The following is a 16,430-nucleotide window of genomic DNA, read 5'->3' as shown; positions in this document are numbered from 1 at the left end:
GCGGGCTACTTCTGCAAGAGATCTTCCTTGATGGTGTTGCCCGAGTCCACCACGATGAAGCAATCGACGCGGCGGTCGCCCCGATCCCAACTGGTGGTGCTCGGGTAAACGTTCTGCTGCAGCAGCACGTAGTTCTCGGCGGCATCGTTGAGCTTGGCCACCGCAGCCTTGCACACCTCGCGACCCTTGTCCCGCAGGGCGTTGGTTCCGGGGAAGGAATCGTCGCCCGGGTACGCGTGCACCCCAATGAGCTGGGCCGAGTGTTCGGTATCGCAGGCTACGGCGCGTGCCTCGCTGGCGTTGGGATCAAAGTCGGCGAAGCAGTCGCCCACCTGGAAGTCCTTGGAGTTGGCGTCACGGGGGAGTGGACCCGGGGTAGCCGTGGCGCTCGGGGTGGTGACAGCGGCTTCGGGCCGGGTTCCCAACAGATTCAGCAGCACCCAGATCACCACGCCGATGAGTACGAGTACGCCCACCACGATTCCGCCGATGACCAATCGCTGCCGCTTGACTGGATCTCCGTGGGGTTCCGGAGGCGGCTCTTGCCCTGGATAGGGTTGTTGACCCGGATCGGGCTGTTGCCCGGGATAGGGCTGCTGCCCCGGATACGGCATCGCGTAGGAAGGTGCCTGCCCGTCGCTGGGCGGCATGGCGGGATCCGGCTGCGAACCTGGGTCGGGCACGAAATCGGGGTCGAGTTCGGGTGCAGGATCCGGCTGAAGTCCCGACGGCGGCGTCAACGGGGCTGCGGGAGGTTGCCCACCGGCTGCGGGCGGTTGCCCACCAGCCGCGGGCGGTTGCCCACCAGCCGCGGGCGGTTGCCCACCAGGCGCGGGCGGCGGGCTTTTGGGTGCGGGCGGCACCCCATCCTTGTCCCCTTCGCGTGGTGAACCATCGCGCGGTGGAGTATTGTCCTGGCTCATTTCCGGAGTGTGCCTTCCTGCTGTGACGCCGCATTGAGGCAGACTCTACCCAATTTTTGGCCCCCGGGGAGGTGTTTGGCCGTGGTTTTGGCCTGAGTCGGCATGGGCGCGGGCCTGTGGTGGCGCGCAGGCACCCCTGAAAGCATGTAATCTAGACATACGACAAATTGACCAAACATTCCGGGGCCTCACCGATAGCCAAGGTGACCACCTCCGGTCCAAGTACAAAAGGGGGTCACGCCATGGGGCGCGGCCGTCAAAAGGCAAAAGCTACCAAGCAGGCTCGGGATATTAAGTACTACTCCCCGAACACTGACTATTCGGCACTTGAGCGGGAGCTCACGGGTCCGTCCAGTCGTGTCAAGAGCCACTTCCCCGACGATCCCCCGGAGCCGGACTATTCGGCTTATGAGGACAAGTACGCGGAAGACGACGACGACGAGGTTGACACCCGCCGGATCGGATAGCTGTCGCAACCAACAGGTGCCGTAGGCACTGAGTAGCGCACCGCCGTCGTACTTCAAGGTCAACGCGCATTTTCGGATGCCGTATATCTTTTGAAAAAAGGCCCCCAGGGCACGTCATTCATTGGCGTACCCTGGGGGCCCTTTTTTGCGTAGGCTGGAGGTTCGAGCGCATCGAAAGGAACGCCATGCCGGAGGCTGACAGGTACAAACAGGGGACACCATGTTGGGTGGACCTTTCCTCCAACGACATCGACGTTTCCAGGAAGTTCTACAGCGGCCTCTTCGGATGGGAGCTGGATGCCATGGACGCCGGGAACGGCATGACCTACTACATGGCCAAGCTCAAGGGCCGTTACATCGCCGGCATGATGCAGCAGATGCCGGATGCCCCGGAAGGGATGCCGTCCTACTGGGCAAATTACCTGGCGGTGGACTCGGCAGATGACGCGGCGCAGCGCGTGGAAACGGCTGGAGGAACCCTGCTTTCCCCTCCTGATTCCGTCCCAAACGGTTCAGGGCGTATGTTCTTCGCCACAGATCCCACCGGAGCACAGATCGGATTCTGGGAAGCTGGCAACCACCCGGGATCAGGCCTGGTAAATGAACCGGGCACCATGATTTGGAATGAGCTGCAAACACATGACGTCCCCAAGGCAGTAGCGTTCTACGAGGCTGTGACAGGGTGCACCAGCGAAACTGAACCGGCCGGTGACCTGCAGGAGTACACCAGCCTGCTGGTGGAGGGACGACGAGTTGCGGGTGCCCTGAAGCTGCCCATTGAGGGGTTGTCGCCGTTCTGGATGACCTACTTCAACGTGGTGGATATTGATGCCACGGTGGAACAGGCCGTTGAGTTGGGCAGCCACGTCATTGCCCCGGCCTTCGACGTGCCGGGAGTGGGTCGCATGGCCGTCCTCATGGATCCTGCCGGGGCAGCATTCAGCATCATGACGGGACTCGCAGCATGACGGCACGGAAACACTACGCCAGCGGTGAGCCGTGCTGGGCTGACCTCCAGACCAGGGATGTGGCCGCGGCCAAGGATTTCTATCAACAGGTCTTCGGGTGGAGTTTCAAGGATCTTCCCACTCCTGATGGCCGAAGCTACGCGCAAGCCTTCGTCAAGGATCAACTGGTGGCCGTGATCGCACCGCAGAACCCCATGCAGGAGGCGGCCGGAACGCATGGCCAATGGAACATCTATATCGCCGCCACGGACACTGACGAAATTGCCGACGACGCCGTTCACGCAGGCGGCAAGCTCCAGTTTGGTCCCGAGGCCGTCGCGGACACGGGGGTCCTGGCGTTCATCGAACCTCCCGGCGGCGGAACCACTGGCGTTTGGCAGGCTGGAACGCATGTGGGAAGCCACCTGTTCAACGAGCCCGGCGCATTGGCGTGGGCTGAACTGTTGACGCCCGAGCCGCAGTCCGCCGTCGCGTTTTTCCAGCAGCTTTTCGGTCATGAGGTCACCGAATATCCCCAGGACGACGGCGGCAGCTACAGCACGCTGATGGTCAAGGGCGACGAAGTGGCTGGCATCGTTCCTGCCGATGAGGGCGACGAAGCTGGGTGGCAGATCTACTTCGGTGTGGCGGACCTGCGCAAAGCCGTGGAAGCGGCAGTCGCAGCCGGGGGCGAGCTCCTCGTGGAACCGGAGGACAAGCCGGAGACGGGATCGCTGGCCACCATCCAGGATCCGCAGGGCGGAGTCCTGAGCCTGATCCAGACTTAGAACCAAGTGACAAAAAATAGCGGCCGGGCAGTCCAAGACTGCCCGGCCGCTCCTTTTATGAAGCGATATACCGCTTAGGCGTACGCGTTCACCAAACGGACAGCGCCGCCGTCGACGCCCTTGGCACCCTGCACGTAGTCCGGGCCGGTCTTGTCGATCGAGTCGCTGTCAGCCGAAACGGTGCCCATGACCCAGGACGGAAGGCCGCGGTCATTGAGGCGGGCCACTGCAGCGTCTGCTGCTTCGGCGGAAACAATGGCAACCATGCCCACGCCGAGGTTCAGCGTGCGCTCCAGGTCGGCCAACGGCACGTTGCCCAGCTCGGAGACCAGCTTGAAGATGGCCGGGAGTTCCCAGGTGTTGCGGTCAACAGTTGCCACCAGGCCCTGCGGAAGGACGCGGGCCAAGTTGGCGGCCAGGCCACCACCGGTGACGTGGCTGAAGCCGTGGACTGCCGCGCCGCCAGTAACGGGGAAGGTGCGGGCAAGGTCCAGGCAGTCGGCTGCGTAAACGCGGGTAGGCTCCAGGAGCTCTTCGCCCAGGGTGCGGCCGAGCTCGGAAACCTGGCGGTCCAGGGCCCAACCGGCGTGGTTGATGACGCGGCGGACCAGGGAGTAGCCGTTGGAGTGCAGGCCGGAAGAGGCCATGCCGATCACGACGTCGCCGGCGCGGACGCGGTCCGGACCGAGCAGGGCGTCGGCCTCGACGATGCCGGTTGCGGCACCTGCGACGTCGTACTCGTGCTCACCCAGGAGGCCCGGGTGCTCAGCGGTTTCGCCACCAACAAGGGCGGTGCCGGCAACGGAGCAGGCAGCAGCGATACCACGGACGATGTCTGCGATCCGCTCCGGAACAACCTTGCCGCACGCGATGTAGTCGGTCATGTAGAGCGGCTCAGCACCTACAACCACGATGTCGTCCACCACCATGCCCACCAGGTCGAAACCGATGGTGTCGTGGATGTCCATGGCCTGCGCGATGGCTACCTTGGTGCCAACACCGTCAGTGGACGTGGCCAGCAGCGGCTTCTTGTAGGTCAGCAGCTTGGAGACGTCGTACAGGCCAGCGAAACCGCCGACACCGCCAATCACCGAAGAGTTGTGCGTCGCCTTGATGGCGCCCTTCATGAGTTCGACTGCGCGGTCGCCCGCTTCAACGTCGACACCAGCAGAAGCATAGGTGATGCCTGTTGTGTTCGGGGTGCTTCCAGCGGCGGGTGTTGCGGAGCTCATACAGACTCTTTCTTGTCGGCGTCGGTCAAACGATCAGCGTCGGTCAGCAGGTTCTCGAATTCGGCGTCGGGTCCGGGATCGCAACCCGTGGCGCCCGGCTTCTCGGCAGGGTCCTCGGAATCGTCCACGGTCTCGGACTGAGCGGCCGGTTCCAAGCCGCCCAGGTCCGTGCGTTCCAGCAGGTTCTTGCCCAACTTGTCTGCGTGCGGCAGCTCGATGGGGTACTTGCCGGTGAAGCAGGCCGTGCAGAGGCGTTCGCGCGGCTGCTGGGTAGCGCCGATCATGCCGTCTTCGGAGATGTAGGCCAGCGAGTCAGCGCCGATCGCCTGGGAAATCTCCTCGATGGTGGCGCCGTTGGCGATCAGTTCCGCGCGGGACGCGAAGTCGATGCCGTAGAAGCAGGGCCACTGGACAGGAGGGGAAGAAATCTTGACGTGCACCGCGGCGGCACCGGCTTCCCGGAGCATCCGGACGATGGCGCGCTGGGTGTTGCCGCGAACGATTGAATCGTCCACCACCACGATGCGCTTGCCCCGGATCACGGATTCCAGGGCATTGAGCTTGAGCCGGATACCCAGCTGGCGCAAGGTCTGCGACGGCTGGATGAATGTGCGGCCCACGTAGGCGTTCTTGACGAAGCCATGGGCAAAGGGGATTCCGGATTGTTCGGCGTACCCAACGGCTGCCGGGGTACCGGACTCGGGAACGGGAATGACGAGGTCGGCCTCGTGCGTGTTTTCGCGGGCCAACTGGCGGCCCATCTCAACGCGTGCCTCGTACACGGAGCGGCCGGCGATGGCAGCGTCCGGGCGGGCGAGGTAGACGTATTCGAAGACACAGCCGGCGGGAGTTGCCTCGGCGAAGCGCTGCGAACGGACGCCGTCCTCGTCGATGGCAATGAATTCACCAGGCTCGATCTCGCGAATGAAGCTCGCACCAACAGTGGCCAGGCCTGCCTGCTCGGAAGCGACAACCCAGCCGCGGTCCAGGCGGCCAAGACACAGCGGGCGGATGCCATAGGTATCGCGGGCTGCGTAGAGCGTTCCTTCGTCCATGAAGACGAAGCAGAAGCCACCCTTGATCTTGGGCAGCAGCTCCAGTGCAGTCTGCTCGAGGGTCTTGCCCTCTTCACCCTCCAAGAGAGCGGTCACCAGGGCGGTGTCCGAGGTGTTGCCCTGCTTCATCTCACCGGTCAGCTGGCCGTCGTTGCGCTCAAGGATCATTTCCCGGAGCTCAGCGGTGTTGGTCAGGTTGCCGTTGTGGGCCAAGGCAACCGTGCCGGTTGCTGTCGCACCCAGGGTTGGCTGCGCGTTGGCCCAGTGGCTTGCACCGGTGGTGGAGTACCGGCAGTGGCCAACGGCCAAGTGCCCGGTAAGGGTGTTCAGGGTTGTCTCATCGAAGACCTGGGACACAAGCCCCATGTCCTTATAGACATTGATGCGCTTGCCGTCACTGGTAGCTATACCAGCCGATTCTTGTCCGCGGTGCTGCAGCGCATACAGCCCGTAATAGGTGAGTTTTGCTACTTCTTCACCGGGAGCCCAAACCCCAAAGACGCCACAAGCGTCCTGAGGGCCTTTTTCGCCGGGGAGAAGATCATGAGAAAGTTTTCCGTCGCCACGTGCCACTGGTCGATTGTCTCATGTTGTGGCCGTGGTACGTTCCCCCGCAGCCTATGTGACCCCTTGAACGGGCGCAGAACAGGCGTGTTACTTCGAAAATGCGGTGTGTCTCACATTTGGCACCCCTCCGAAGAGGCGGGCCGGGCGCCCGACTTAGCGGACGTCGTCGTTCTCTGGTCCTTGGTCCGGAACCGAATCCGGAACGGCTTCCACTACGGCGCGCTGGGAGCGCTTGACGCTGATGCGGTCCAGGATCAGGGCGAGGATGGAGAAGAGGATGACGCCTCCGCCCGCGCAAACGATCAGGAAGAAGCCGAACACTGTACCGGCGTCGAAGGCGGGGTCGGCTTGGCGGCCGTACGCGATGATGGCGGCCACGATTGCACCAACCACTGCTCCCAAAATCATGAAGGGTACAAACTTGGGTGCCCGGCGGACCGTGATCTCGCGGCGGGCGGAGTTGGGGGTGGTGTCCTCTGAAGCCATGCCTTCAAGCGTACCGTTCTCCGCCGATACGACAGTTAATGCCAATGTCCTTGACGAACATTGGCATTAACTGGCAACTCGGCGGGGTGGGTTAGCTGCCGCGGTACGTCGAGAACGCGAACGGGCTCAGCAGGAGCGGCACGTGATAGTGCTCGCCGGCGTCGGAAACTGTGAAGTTCAGGTCCACTTCAGGGAAGAACGTCTCGGTGCCGAGGCCCTCGTAATAGGCGCCGGTGGCAAAATTCAGCCGGTAAGCGCCGCCCGGAATCCGCTCCGGACCGAGGGTCTTGATGCGGCCGTCGGCGTCGGTTTCGCCCTTCGCCACCAGGGTCCAGTTGTCACCTTCACGGACGTAAAGTACGACGGCGACACCCGCCGCCGGGCGTCCGGAACCTGTGTCCAGGATGTGGGTTGTTACTTGTGAAACGCTCATGCGTTGACTCCTTCGCTGATCAGTCCGGAGAGGCGCAACAGTGCGATCTCCCGCAGCTGGCCAGCCACAATTGTGTCTTCTTCTTCGGGGGTGTGGGTGATGCGTTCCTGAAGGGTGCTGAGGATTTCCTGGGCGCTGCGGCCGGCGGCACGGATCAGGAAGACCCTGCCGAACTTTTCCTCGTAGGCCCGGTTGCCCTCAGCCAAGGCGGTAGTGGTGTCGCTGTCTCCAGGATCCACTCCGGCCTGCTCCGAACGCGACATTGCGGCCTCGGTGGTTTGGGCCTTGGGGCGTTCGCCGATGCGGGGGTGGTGTGCCATGGCGGATTCCACCTCGGCGGCGGTGAACGGTTCGGCGGCGCGCTGGGCGTGGCCCAGCAGTTCGTCGACGGTGGCGAAGGGCCGCGCGTCAGCGATGGCCTCTACCCAGCGGCTGATATCCAGGCAGGGGGTCAGGATCCTGATGGCCTCGTCCCGGTCAACACTGTTGAATTCTGCAAGCTCCATGCTTGTGACATCCTCGTGCAAATGCTGGCATCCATGGTGTGGGCTATGCGGAACTCCTGCTGGTGCAAGAGGAAGCCTTTGCTTCAAGCTTCCGCATCATGGAACTGTTATTTCAGCATACGTAATTCAGTTAAGCCGAGTGATCGGCCCGGTGTCAAGAGACTACCGCCCTGTGGCGCCGTGTCCGCACTGTCAGGTACAGGCGATGGGCGGTGATCACCAAGGCCAACCAGGCCACGCCGATAGCCCAGGCTGCCAGCACATCCGTCAGCCAATGGTGGCCAAGGTAGACGCGGCTCAGGCCCATAGTGAAGGCAAAGACCGCGGCCACCAGTATGGTGACGACCCGCGCCCGCAAGGTCTTGAGCCGCAGGATGATCAGATAGGCCACGATGCCGGCAATCACGATGGAGTTCAGGGAATGGCCGCTGGGGAAGGACGCGGAATGCTCGTAGGGAGGGATGGCGTCCGCCATGTCCGGGCGGGCGCGGCCGAAGATCGGCTTGCCCAAAATGGTGATGACCAAAGATCCCAGCCCTGCAGCGAGCATCAGGATGACGGGCGTCCATGATCGCCGCTTGGTGGCCAGGAAGATCATGATGCCGACGGCAAGGATGGGCATGCCCACGGTGCCACCAATATTCGTGTAGGCAGTGGTGGCTGAGTCCAAGGCGGGAGAGCGGACGCTCTTTGCTGCGGCCAGGACGGGATCGTCCAAACCTGCAACGCCGTCGGCTTCCGTCACGGACTCGTAGACTTCGCCGAAGACCAGGGCCAGCGAGAGGGCTGCGGCGAGCCCCACTATCAAGGTGATGATGAGCGCGGCGTAGGGCCCCAGCAGTGACGTGGCCTTTTCGGCGCCCCGGGCCAGTGTCCGGCCCGCGGGGGATTTCCAGTTGGTCAGGTCCTGCCCGGCGACGAACCTGTCCTGGCTTACTTCGCCGCGGACGCCTTGCTCCGGCGCCTCTTTTCCTTCAGTCGTCACTCATGTCCCCTATCCGTGGCGGCCTCAGTATTGGTGAGCAACCTTAGCAGTTGCTGCCCGGAGGTTCCTGGGAGTGCCATGGGGGCAGGGTCACGCTACGTCGCGTTGTGAGGAAGCGGTTGGCCCACTTTGACCAGCAGCGTCTGCTCCGGGCCAACCTCCTGGCCGCCCTCACTGGTTGGCCGCAGCTCCGGGACGGGCTGACCCGAGACGGGATCGATGAGGACCGAATGTTCCTCTCCCTGGGTGAAGGCGTTGCGCTCGCCCCATTGCCGGAGACTGAGGATCAGAGTGAACAGATCACGCCCCGCGTCCGTTAGCTCGTATTCGCTTCGGGTGCCTCGTTCGTTGGGAATCCTGGTCAGGACGCCCCTCTCCACCAGGAGGCGGAGGCGGTCCGAAAGGATGTTTTTAGCCACGCCCAGTGATCTCTCGAACTCGGAGAAGCGCCGCTTGCCGTCCAGCGAGTCCCGAATGATGAGCAGGGTCCATTTGTCGCCCACCAGGTCCACGGCTCTGGCGACGGGGCATTCAGGATCCGTCCACTCAACTTCACTTGGTTGCAACATGAAACCATTCTGCCATAAGGTCGCATGGTTGCATTATGAAACCAACTGTGGAGGCGCTGTGAGCACACACCTGAAGGATTCCAGCCGAGGACTTGGCCGTCGCTTGTTGTTCCTGCTCGCTGTGGCGGCCGGATTCATGGTGTCCAACATCTATTACGGGCAGCCCCTGCTCGAGCGCATCGGGACGGATCTGGGGATTCCAACGTCCGGGGTGGGCTGGATTGTGGCCTCATCCCAGGCCGGTTACCTTCTTGGGCTGGTTCTCTTGGTGCCTTTGGGAGATGTCATGAACCGCCGGGTGCTCATCACCCTTCACATCGCGGCGACGGCCCTTGGCGGATCCGTGGTGTCCCTGGCAGATTCACAAACGGCCCTCCTGGGCGGCTTCCTGCTCCTTGGATTGGCCTCGTCGGTGGTTCAGACCATCGTGGCGTACACCGCCGCCTCCAGCACCCCCGACCAAAGGGGCGGAAACATCGGCACCGTCACTGCCGGCGTCGTGAGTGGCATCATCCTTGCCCGGACGCTGGCGGGAGGCCTGACGGACCTGTGGGGATGGCGGTCTGTCTACGTTCTCGCGGCGGTGGCAGGCGCGGTCCTCGCCGTCGCGGTTTTTCGCTCCTTGCCCAAGGAGAGGGCCGAGAGGGGAGAGGTGCGCTACTGGCAGGCTGTCTCATCGGTGGTGGTCCTGACGCGGCGTGATCGCGTATTCCGTACGCGGGCGCTCATCACCATGCTGCTGTTCGCGTCCTTCGGAGTGCTGTGGAGCGGTATGTCCCTGCTGCTCAGCAGTCCGGCGTGGAATCTTCCGCCGAGCGTGATCGGACTGTTTGGGCTGGCTGGCCTGGTGGGTGTGGTGGCCGCGTCCCGGGCAGGCGCCGCGGCGGACCGTGGGTGGGCGCAGCAGGTCACGGCTTGGGCCCTCGCTGCGCTTCTGGGCTCCTGGGTAGCTTTGTCCCTCGGCAGTTGGTCGCTGCTGTGGTTCGTAGCGGGCATCATCGTCCTCGACGCTGCCGTTCAGGCCGTCCATGTCAGCAGCCAGACCCTGATCGTGGCAGGAGCTGAGGAGTCGGCCAGCAGCATGATCGGCAGCTACATGGTGTTCTATTCCGTGGGAAGCGCAGCGGGCGCGGCAGCTGTTGCGCCGGTCTACGATGCGTGGGGTTGGACCGGGGCCAGTGTCCTGGGGGCCCTTTTTGCGCTCGGCGCGTTGGCCATCTGGGGTGCGGACAGGCTCATTCCATCCAAATCGAGCGGGCAGGCGCGGTTTGCTCGCCCCGCACAGCACGCTGGGGCAGAATGACCTCAACCAGCTAAGGAGTTCGCACATGCCCGACATTCTGACGTCAAGGTTCCTGTTCGGTCCCGGCCCGAGCAATTGCTACCCCGAAGCCATGGCCGCCCTGGCCTATCCGGTGCTGGGACACCTCGATCCTGTGTTCATCGAGCGGCTTGACCACACGTGTGAGGGCCTTCGGACTGTCTGGGGAACCTCCAATGCGCGGACGCTCCCGTTGAGTGCCACAGGTTCCGGCGGGATGGAAGCGGCTTTCGTGAACACCGTGTCCGACGGCGACGTGGCAGTTATCGCTGTCAACGGACTGTTTGGGGCGCGGATGTGCGAGGTCGCCCGGCGTTGCGGGGCCACGGTAATCCGGGTTGATCACGAATGGGGCCAGCCCGTAGATGCCGACCGTGTCCTCTCGGCGCATCCTCATCCGAAAGTCATCGCCGCCGTACATGCCGAGACTTCGGTGGGGGTGCTCTCCGACATCGCCGCGCTCGGTGCCGGCAAGGGCGACGCCTTGCTGATCACCGACGCCGTCACATCCATCGGCGGACTGGAACTGTTGGCGGACGACTGGGGGATCGACGTCGGATACGCCGGAACGCAGAAATGCCTGGGCGTACCGCCGGGACTGTCGCCGTTCACTGTGTCCGACCGCGCTTTCGAGCGCCGCGTCAAGGATCCGCGTTCCTGGTACCTCGATATCGGGTTGCTCGGTGGCTACGTCGGAGCGGCCAGCGGGGCCCGGACCTATCACCACACAGCGCCCGTCACCATGATCGCCGGGCTCGAAGCTGCCCTGGACCGGATCCTCGCCGAGGGGTTGGACGTGGTGCAGGCCCGGCACCGTGCCGCCGGCGCCGCTCTTCAGAACGGGCTGCAGGAGATGGGGCTTGAGTTGTTCGCTGCCGAAGGCTCCCGGTTGCCGAGCCTCACCACGGTCAAAGTGCCCGACGGCGTCAGCTCGGCTGCCGTCCGCGCTTACCTTCTGGAGAACTTCAGCATGGAAATCGGCTCGGGCGTGGGGGAGTTCGCGGACACGGTGTGGCGCATCGGCATGATGGGACCGAACGCGAACCCCGCCTCGGTCACCTTGGTGCTGGGGGCGCTGAAAGAGGCGATCGCGAAAGCCTAGCCCCGCACGCTCTCTCACGTCCCGCGTGCTTGGGCGGGACGGTCTCTCATGTCCCGCGTGCTTGGGCGGGACGGTCTCTCATGTCCCGCGGGTTTGGGCGCGACGGTCTCTCACGTCCCGCGTGCTTGAGCGGGACGCTCTCTCACGTCCCGCGTGGTTGGGTGGGACGCTCGCTAACGTTCCGGCGCCCGACCCGTCAATCGGTGACGTGTCCGGCGTCGTACGTTAAGGTCGCGGAGGCGGCGGTGCTGCCGTCGGCGGGCCGTATGGACGTGACGGTGAGCAAACCCGCGCCAGGCAGCGTGATCGACTGGCCTTCACGGAAGGCCTGCTTGCGCTGTTGTTCGGCGGTGCGGATCCAGAACTGGATAGCGGGGGCGCCGTCGGCGATTCCGATTTTGACCACGCCCACTTTGACGCCGTCGAAGGTTGGCTGCATGCCTTGCTTGACTGTTACGAGCTGTTCCACGGCCATCCTTACTTCACGTCCACGGAGTACACGGAGTCGAAGTTTTCCTTGTACTCATCTTCGGTCAGTTCCAGCGTGCCGGACTTGTGGTCGTCGTCGTCCTCCAAGTAGCCGCCGGACGGACCCCACGGGTTCGCCAGGACGATGACTTTCTCGCCGTCGTCGTTGGTTTTCACATCAACCACAACGTAGGCATGGTTGGGCACGACGTCGGTGCGGTTGACTTCGTCGGACTCCCAGACCCAGTCGAAGTCATCGTCCTTGACGTCTTCGGTGCCCACGGAAATGGCTTGGCCGTCGGAGAGCTTGTCCTCGATGTCATCAAAGTTGAGCTCGCCGTCCTTATCGGCGGACTGGCCGGTCATCAGTTCCATGGCTTCGTTGCTGAACCCGCCGTCGATGTCGTCGTAAGATCCGCCGCGGTGCTCAGCCGCCGCGCGCTCGTAGATCGACAGCCAGTTGGGTTCGCCATCGGCGCCGCGGACACCGCCTTCGGTGGACTTGGCCTCCACAGTGACTTCCACAGGCTCGCCGTCTTCGTAGAGTGTGACCACCCAGTGCGTCGGCGGATCGCCTACGGGACGCATGTGCTCCTCAAGGAACTCGTCCAGCTTGCCTTCGCGCTCCAGCACCTGGGCCACGGAGCCGATTCCAGCCAACAGCCAGCAGTCGCCGATCTGCCCTTGGTTGATGTCGCTGGGGTCTCCGGCGTCGGGGTCGTTGCGGACGTCGCCGGGCACATCGACGTCGGGAGTGTCCGGGTCCAGCGGACCTGGGTCGCCGGGCGGGTTTGAATCGCCCCGCCCGGAGTCAGAGCCAGAGGACCCCGACGCTCCCGAGCTGGACTTGTCCTGCTGGTCCGCGTTACGGATCAGCTCCTTGGCCTGCGTCTGCAGTTCACTGGAGATTTTCTTCAGCATGGGGCGGTGTTCGGAGTCCCACGAGGCCCGGAACATCGCAGCATCCCGGCCATCCCACCGCGCATTGCTGATGAGGTGACCCAGCTCCGTGGACAGGGAGGTCATCCGTTCCGAGTGCCTGGACATGGTCTTCGCGAGAGCCCGCAATTGTTCAATGTCAGCACCGTAGAATCCGGGCATTTATCGGTCCCCCTGAGGAATTTCGTTGGCATCGCAGTTCTCAGACTTGACCGGAACAGTGACGTCCAAGTAAGCCGGGAACTTCGATCGGATGGTCACCGTGGCACCTGCAGCATCAGTGCTACGGGTGACCACCCAGCCGCCCGGGACAGGGTCCGTTCCGTCGAAAGCCGGGAAGCCGTGCTCTCTCAGGACCGGATCCGCCACTGCAAAGACGTCCTCAAACTGCCTTGATGGCGCCACGATGTCTGCGCTGCTCTTCATGCTCCTTGGGGCGAGCATGCATCTGCCGTCGTCGATGCGACTCAAGCGTGCCGGATCATCCACGGCCCACGTGATGTCCGGCATCTTTGCCTCCAGGGCGGCAACAAGCTCGGCAGTCAGAGCGTTGTACTTCGCCGCGCTTTCGGCCACAGGTGCGGGCTCGGACGTGACGGGCGGCGCGCTGCTGGGTTCCCGCGTGGGTCCGTCGGGGGTGTCGCTGCAGCCTGCAGCAACAGTCACCACCGTAAGGGCAGCAGCCAGCGCCCAAGGCTTGCGGTGCATGCGGCGGTTCATTTCGTCCCCAGTTTCGGTTAACGTTCGACGGCGGATCTCACCGAATGCTTTCACGTTGCGTTGCGCTCGGCGATGGGCAGAACAACCCGTGCAGGTGAGAGAGGGTCGGCGGGAAGGGCGTGGGAGGTGAGAGAGGGGCGGCGGGAAGGGCGTGGGAGGTGAGAGAGGGTTTGGCTCAAGCACGTGGGAGGTGAGAGAGGTTCAGGTATTGCGGGTGAGGATCCAGGTGTTGGTGCCGTCCTGGCGTTCGAACGTCACCGTGGTCACCAAGGCCTCAATGAGTGCCAACCCACGCCCGGACTCCGCGTCCGAGTCGGGCATCGACGCCTGCATGTCGCTCGCGAAGGGCTCACGGGCGTTGTACGCGCTGACCCTCGCGACCAGCCGGGCGGGCCGGACGCTGATGTCCACGTCGATCTCCACGGGCTTCTCTGCGACAGGAACCGCGTGCTGCACGATGTTCGCCGCTGCCTCGATGACTGCGGTGGCAAAGGTCATCCGATCCATATCGGGTACAAACGAGGCATCGTCCCAGAGAGCGTCCAGCTCATTGTGGATCGCCTCGATCGCGTCCTCATTGGATGGCCCATGGAACCCTCGGTGGGCGATCACCTCAGTCATCGCCGAACGCCTCCTCGGCTGAGGGGTACGCCGTGAGCACCCGGTCCATGTTGGTCAGTTCCAGGACCATCTTCACCTGCGGCTGCACACCGGCAATGCGGAGGTCGCCACCTGCCTGGCGTGCGGCTTTGAGGCAACCGATGAGCGCTCCGAGGCCTGATGAGTCCATGAAGTCCGTCTCTGCCAGGTTGACCACAACCCGGCTTGAACCGCTGGCAACAACCTCGTTCACTACTTCGCGGAGCTTGGGTGCCGCCACCATGTTCAAGCGGCCCACGCTCTTCACTTCCGCGTAGGAGTCCTTGACCTCATAGCTGAACTGCATCTGCATTCCTTTCCTCGGGGCTCTCCGGCCCAACATCTTCAGGGACAAAACCCTTGTACAAAACTGCCTTGACCAGCACGCTCAGGACCACCAGGTCGAATGCCACCCAGGCGACATTCACCAGCGTGCCGAGGGGCTCGGAAAGACCAGTCAAAAGGCGGGCGATCCCTACCACCAGCGCAATAGCCAACAACACCGCCACGATGATCTGCGGACGGATCAGGCTCCAGCTCGGGCCGCCGTTCTGGCGCGCCTTGGGGGTGACGGCAAACCCGAGGGGGCGTCCGAACCAAACGTTCCGGGCCGCCGTCGTACATGCCTTGATCCAGGTGGGGAACAGCGCAAGGCTGTACTGCTGTCCGCGCCAGGTGGGGATCCCGTGCCCGGCCACCACAAACAGCAACTGGTTGACCACCATGAACGGGATGAACCGGATGAAGAAGTCCAAGCTGAGGCTGCTCACCGGGAGGATGCCGAGCGTCAGGTAGATGATGGGTGCCGCGAAGTACACCACGGCCGCGAAGCCGCTGAGGTAGCTCCACATGGTGGAGAAGTACATAAGCCGCTGGCCCCACGAGAGCTTGGGCTGGACCAGCGGGTTCTCGCGAAGGAGGACCTGCATGGTGCCTTGGGCCCAGCGCAGGCGTTGGGTGAGCATGGTCTTGAGGTCCTCGGGCGCCAGTCCGTTGGCGAGGATTTCGTGGTGGTAGACGCTCTTCCAGCCCAGCGAGTGGATTCGCATGGCCGTGGCCATGTCCTCGGTGACCGAGATGGTGGCCAGCGGCATGATCGGCTGCGCTTCGTCGGTGCGTTCCACGGAGATGGCGTCCAGGACGGCGTGGACCGACTCGAGCGCACCCAACGGTGACCAGTCGCGCCCGGACATACGGTCAACGGCGTCACTCGCCACAGTGGTTACTCCGGACTCGCCGACGTGTGCGAGTTCCATCGCGGCGATCTCTTCGAGGTCGGCCTGCAGTGCGGAGAAATCGGCAGCCACGAGGGTGCGCACGGCTTCGTCCACTTTTCGCCGCACGCGGTAGGTGATCTCGCTGAGGGACACGCGTGCTTCGAGTTCCTGCTGGGCTGTGTTGGTTGCTGCCTCCACCTCGTTGAGCATCTGCTCCACCAGCGGGTTGCGGGCCTCTTCGGAGCGGCGTGCCTTCTTGATGGCCGAGCGGGACGCAGTGAGGGCGCGACGGACACTCTTCTCCGTAGCTTTGACGTAGCCCACCAGGCCAAGCTGCATGAGGGCTTCCCGGCGGAGGATCGCGTTGGAGCCGCAGAAGAACGCCGCGTTCCAGCCATCCTTGCCCTGCTGGATGGGCCCGTAGAACAAGGGAGCCTGGCTGCCCAGGGGGTCGTCGGCGGGGACGTTGATGAAGTATTGCGGGGTCTGGACCAGCGCCACGCGGTCGTCGTTGAAGTAGCCCAGCGTCTTGTTCAGGATGTCCGGCTCGGGGATCTGGTCGGCGTCGAGAATCAGGAGGTATTCGCCCGAGGTGACCATCAGCGCGTTGTTCAGGTTGCCGGCTTTTGCGTGCCGCGGCATGTCCGGTGTCCAGTCCGCGCCTCGCGTCACGTAGCCAATCCCGTTCGACTCGGCGAGTTGGCGCATCTCGGGGCGATCGCCGTCGTCGAGTATCCAGGTGCTGTGCGGCCAGCGGATGTCCTTGGCGGCCAGGGCCGTGGTCATCACCAGGTCCAGCGGCTCGTTGTAGGTGGTGATGAAAACGTCCACGGTGGCGTCGGCCGGCGCCGGGGGTGGTGGCTTGCGGATCTTGAGGTTCCACACCGTCAGGCCGAAAAGCATCACGTCAATGAGGCTGTATGTTTCAGCGATCACCAACGGAACGGCGATCCACCATGCGTCCCAGTTCAGCGATGCCATCCAACGCCACGCCACATAGTTGACGCCCAGAATGACTGTCAGGACAACCAGCAGCCGGGTCCAGAAACGTGTCAAAATCCCCCCT

The 16,430-nt window shown here is 63.6% G+C and carries 19 protein-coding genes; 5 read left to right on the top strand and 14 right to left on the bottom strand.

The window, feature by feature from the left end:
- Positions 1–5: 5 nt before the first annotated feature.
- Positions 6–923 (bottom strand): septum formation family protein, encoded by a 918-nt coding sequence (locus tag CGK93_RS19845; protein WP_232481420.1) that lies wholly within the window; start codon positions 921–923, stop codon positions 6–8.
- Between the two features lie 242 nt (positions 924–1,165).
- On the opposite strand from CGK93_RS19845, the gene CGK93_RS19840 reads away from it, so the two are divergent.
- The 3 genes from CGK93_RS19840 (at position 1,166) to CGK93_RS19830 (ending at position 3,125) form a co-directional block, all read left to right on the top strand.
- Positions 1,166–1,390 carry a DUF3073 domain-containing protein gene (locus tag CGK93_RS19840; RefSeq protein WP_011776148.1) on the top strand — a complete coding sequence of 75 codons (225 nt, stop codon included), beginning with the start codon at positions 1,166–1,168 and terminating at the stop codon, positions 1,388–1,390.
- Between the two features lie 185 nt (positions 1,391–1,575).
- Positions 1,576–2,358, top strand: coding sequence for a VOC family protein (locus CGK93_RS19835; protein ID WP_198318275.1), 783 nt, complete (start codon positions 1,576–1,578; stop codon positions 2,356–2,358).
- On the top strand, positions 2,355–3,125 hold the full coding sequence (locus CGK93_RS19830; protein WP_089596295.1) for a VOC family protein: 771 nt from the start codon (positions 2,355–2,357) through the stop codon (positions 3,123–3,125). Before CGK93_RS19835 ends, CGK93_RS19830 begins: the two co-directional genes overlap by 4 nt.
- A 74-nt stretch (positions 3,126–3,199) precedes the next feature.
- Here the strand turns inward: CGK93_RS19830 and purM are convergent, their stop codons facing one another.
- The 7 genes from purM to CGK93_RS19795 all read right to left on the bottom strand — a co-directional run bounded on the left by purM (position 3,200) and on the right by CGK93_RS19795 (position 8,958).
- On the bottom strand, positions 3,200–4,357 hold the full coding sequence (gene purM, locus CGK93_RS19825) for a phosphoribosylformylglycinamidine cyclo-ligase (protein WP_089596294.1): 1,158 nt from the start codon (positions 4,355–4,357) through the stop codon (positions 3,200–3,202).
- Positions 4,354–5,985, bottom strand: coding sequence for an amidophosphoribosyltransferase (purF, locus tag CGK93_RS19820; protein ID WP_089596293.1), 1,632 nt, complete (start codon positions 5,983–5,985; stop codon positions 4,354–4,356). The genes purM and purF overlap by 4 nt, the downstream gene beginning before the upstream one ends.
- 147 nt (positions 5,986–6,132) lie before the next feature.
- Entirely contained in the window at positions 6,133–6,465 is a 333-nt protein-coding gene (locus tag CGK93_RS19815; protein ID WP_089596292.1) for a hypothetical protein, read from the bottom strand.
- Between the two features lie 91 nt (positions 6,466–6,556).
- Complete coding sequence (uraH, locus tag CGK93_RS19810) at positions 6,557–6,898, bottom strand: hydroxyisourate hydrolase (protein ID WP_089596291.1); 342 nt, start codon at positions 6,896–6,898, stop codon at positions 6,557–6,559.
- Complete coding sequence (gene uraD, locus CGK93_RS19805; protein WP_089597626.1) at positions 6,895–7,404, bottom strand: 2-oxo-4-hydroxy-4-carboxy-5-ureidoimidazoline decarboxylase; 510 nt, start codon at positions 7,402–7,404, stop codon at positions 6,895–6,897. Before uraD ends, uraH begins: the two co-directional genes overlap by 4 nt.
- 154 nt (positions 7,405–7,558) lie before the next feature.
- Complete coding sequence (locus CGK93_RS19800) at positions 7,559–8,389, bottom strand: phosphatase PAP2 family protein (RefSeq protein WP_089596290.1); 831 nt, start codon at positions 8,387–8,389, stop codon at positions 7,559–7,561.
- A 95-nt stretch (positions 8,390–8,484) separates the two neighbouring features.
- The gene (locus CGK93_RS19795; protein ID WP_089596289.1) at positions 8,485–8,958 is read right to left on the bottom strand and encodes a winged helix-turn-helix transcriptional regulator; all 474 of its coding nucleotides are present in this window, start codon (positions 8,956–8,958) and stop codon (positions 8,485–8,487) included.
- Between the two features lie 58 nt (positions 8,959–9,016).
- Between CGK93_RS19795 and CGK93_RS19790 the strand changes: the two genes are divergently transcribed.
- Both CGK93_RS19790 and CGK93_RS19785 read left to right on the top strand, forming a co-directional pair.
- On the top strand, positions 9,017–10,261 hold the full coding sequence (locus CGK93_RS19790; protein WP_232481419.1) for an MFS transporter: 1,245 nt from the start codon (positions 9,017–9,019) through the stop codon (positions 10,259–10,261).
- Positions 10,262–10,286: 25 nt separating this feature from the next.
- Positions 10,287–11,381, top strand: a complete 1,095-nt coding sequence (locus CGK93_RS19785; RefSeq protein ID WP_089596287.1) for a pyridoxal-phosphate-dependent aminotransferase family protein — start codon at positions 10,287–10,289, stop codon at positions 11,379–11,381.
- 196 nt (positions 11,382–11,577) lie between these two features.
- Here CGK93_RS19785 and CGK93_RS19780 read toward each other — a convergent pair whose 3' ends face one another.
- The 6 genes from CGK93_RS19780 to CGK93_RS19755 form a co-directional block, all read right to left on the bottom strand.
- The gene (locus CGK93_RS19780; protein ID WP_157731919.1) at positions 11,578–11,850 is read right to left on the bottom strand and encodes a hypothetical protein; all 273 of its coding nucleotides are present in this window, start codon (positions 11,848–11,850) and stop codon (positions 11,578–11,580) included.
- A gap of 8 nt (positions 11,851–11,858) precedes the next feature.
- The gene (locus tag CGK93_RS19775; protein ID WP_089596285.1) at positions 11,859–12,950 is read right to left on the bottom strand and encodes a C2 family cysteine protease; all 1,092 of its coding nucleotides are present in this window, start codon (positions 12,948–12,950) and stop codon (positions 11,859–11,861) included.
- The gene (locus CGK93_RS19770) at positions 12,951–13,496 is read right to left on the bottom strand and encodes a hypothetical protein (protein ID WP_232481418.1); all 546 of its coding nucleotides are present in this window, start codon (positions 13,494–13,496) and stop codon (positions 12,951–12,953) included.
- A 213-nt stretch (positions 13,497–13,709) separates the two neighbouring features.
- Entirely contained in the window at positions 13,710–14,129 is a 420-nt protein-coding gene (locus CGK93_RS19765) for an ATP-binding protein (RefSeq protein WP_089596283.1), read from the bottom strand.
- Entirely contained in the window at positions 14,122–14,454 is a 333-nt protein-coding gene (locus tag CGK93_RS19760; protein ID WP_089596282.1) for an STAS domain-containing protein, read from the bottom strand. The genes CGK93_RS19765 and CGK93_RS19760 overlap by 8 nt, the downstream gene beginning before the upstream one ends.
- Positions 14,438–16,420 carry a glycosyltransferase family 2 protein gene (locus tag CGK93_RS19755; protein WP_089596281.1) on the bottom strand — a complete coding sequence of 661 codons (1,983 nt, stop codon included), beginning with the start codon at positions 16,418–16,420 and terminating at the stop codon, positions 14,438–14,440. The genes CGK93_RS19760 and CGK93_RS19755 overlap by 17 nt, the downstream gene beginning before the upstream one ends.
- Positions 16,421–16,430: the final 10 nt, after the last annotated feature.

Origin of the sequence: Arthrobacter sp. YN (assembly GCF_002224285.1) — a bacterium.
Classification (GTDB): domain Bacteria; phylum Actinomycetota; class Actinomycetes; order Actinomycetales; family Micrococcaceae; genus Arthrobacter.
Note: the sequence above shows the minus strand (reverse complement) of the source record. Positions and strands in the feature narration are given on the sequence as shown.

What these genes read in the sequence shown, in the direction of transcription:
- CGK93_RS19845 (WP_232481420.1), bottom strand. Translation starts at nt 923, where the DNA reads ATGAGCCAGGACAATACTCCACCGCGCGATGGTTCACCACGCGAAGGG.
- CGK93_RS19840 (WP_011776148.1), top strand. Translation starts at nt 1,166, where the DNA reads ATGGGGCGCGGCCGTCAAAAGGCAAAAGCTACCAAGCAGGCTCGGGAT.
- CGK93_RS19835 (WP_198318275.1), top strand. Translation starts at nt 1,576, where the DNA reads ATGCCGGAGGCTGACAGGTACAAACAGGGGACACCATGTTGGGTGGAC.
- CGK93_RS19830 (WP_089596295.1), top strand. Translation starts at nt 2,355, where the DNA reads ATGACGGCACGGAAACACTACGCCAGCGGTGAGCCGTGCTGGGCTGAC.
- purM (WP_089596294.1), bottom strand. Translation starts at nt 4,357, where the DNA reads ATGAGCTCCGCAACACCCGCCGCTGGAAGCACCCCGAACACAACAGGC.
- CGK93_RS19815 (WP_089596292.1), bottom strand. Translation starts at nt 6,465, where the DNA reads ATGGCTTCAGAGGACACCACCCCCAACTCCGCCCGCCGCGAGATCACG.
- uraH (WP_089596291.1), bottom strand. Translation starts at nt 6,898, where the DNA reads ATGAGCGTTTCACAAGTAACAACCCACATCCTGGACACAGGTTCCGGA.
- uraD (WP_089597626.1), bottom strand. Translation starts at nt 7,404, where the DNA reads ATGGAGCTTGCAGAATTCAACAGTGTTGACCGGGACGAGGCCATCAGG.
- CGK93_RS19795 (WP_089596289.1), bottom strand. Translation starts at nt 8,958, where the DNA reads ATGTTGCAACCAAGTGAAGTTGAGTGGACGGATCCTGAATGCCCCGTC.
- CGK93_RS19785 (WP_089596287.1), top strand. Translation starts at nt 10,287, where the DNA reads ATGCCCGACATTCTGACGTCAAGGTTCCTGTTCGGTCCCGGCCCGAGC.
- CGK93_RS19775 (WP_089596285.1), bottom strand. Translation starts at nt 12,950, where the DNA reads ATGCCCGGATTCTACGGTGCTGACATTGAACAATTGCGGGCTCTCGCG.
- CGK93_RS19770 (WP_232481418.1), bottom strand. Translation starts at nt 13,496, where the DNA reads ATGCACCGCAAGCCTTGGGCGCTGGCTGCTGCCCTTACGGTGGTGACT.
- CGK93_RS19765 (WP_089596283.1), bottom strand. Translation starts at nt 14,129, where the DNA reads ATGACTGAGGTGATCGCCCACCGAGGGTTCCATGGGCCATCCAATGAG.
- CGK93_RS19760 (WP_089596282.1), bottom strand. Translation starts at nt 14,454, where the DNA reads ATGCAGTTCAGCTATGAGGTCAAGGACTCCTACGCGGAAGTGAAGAGC.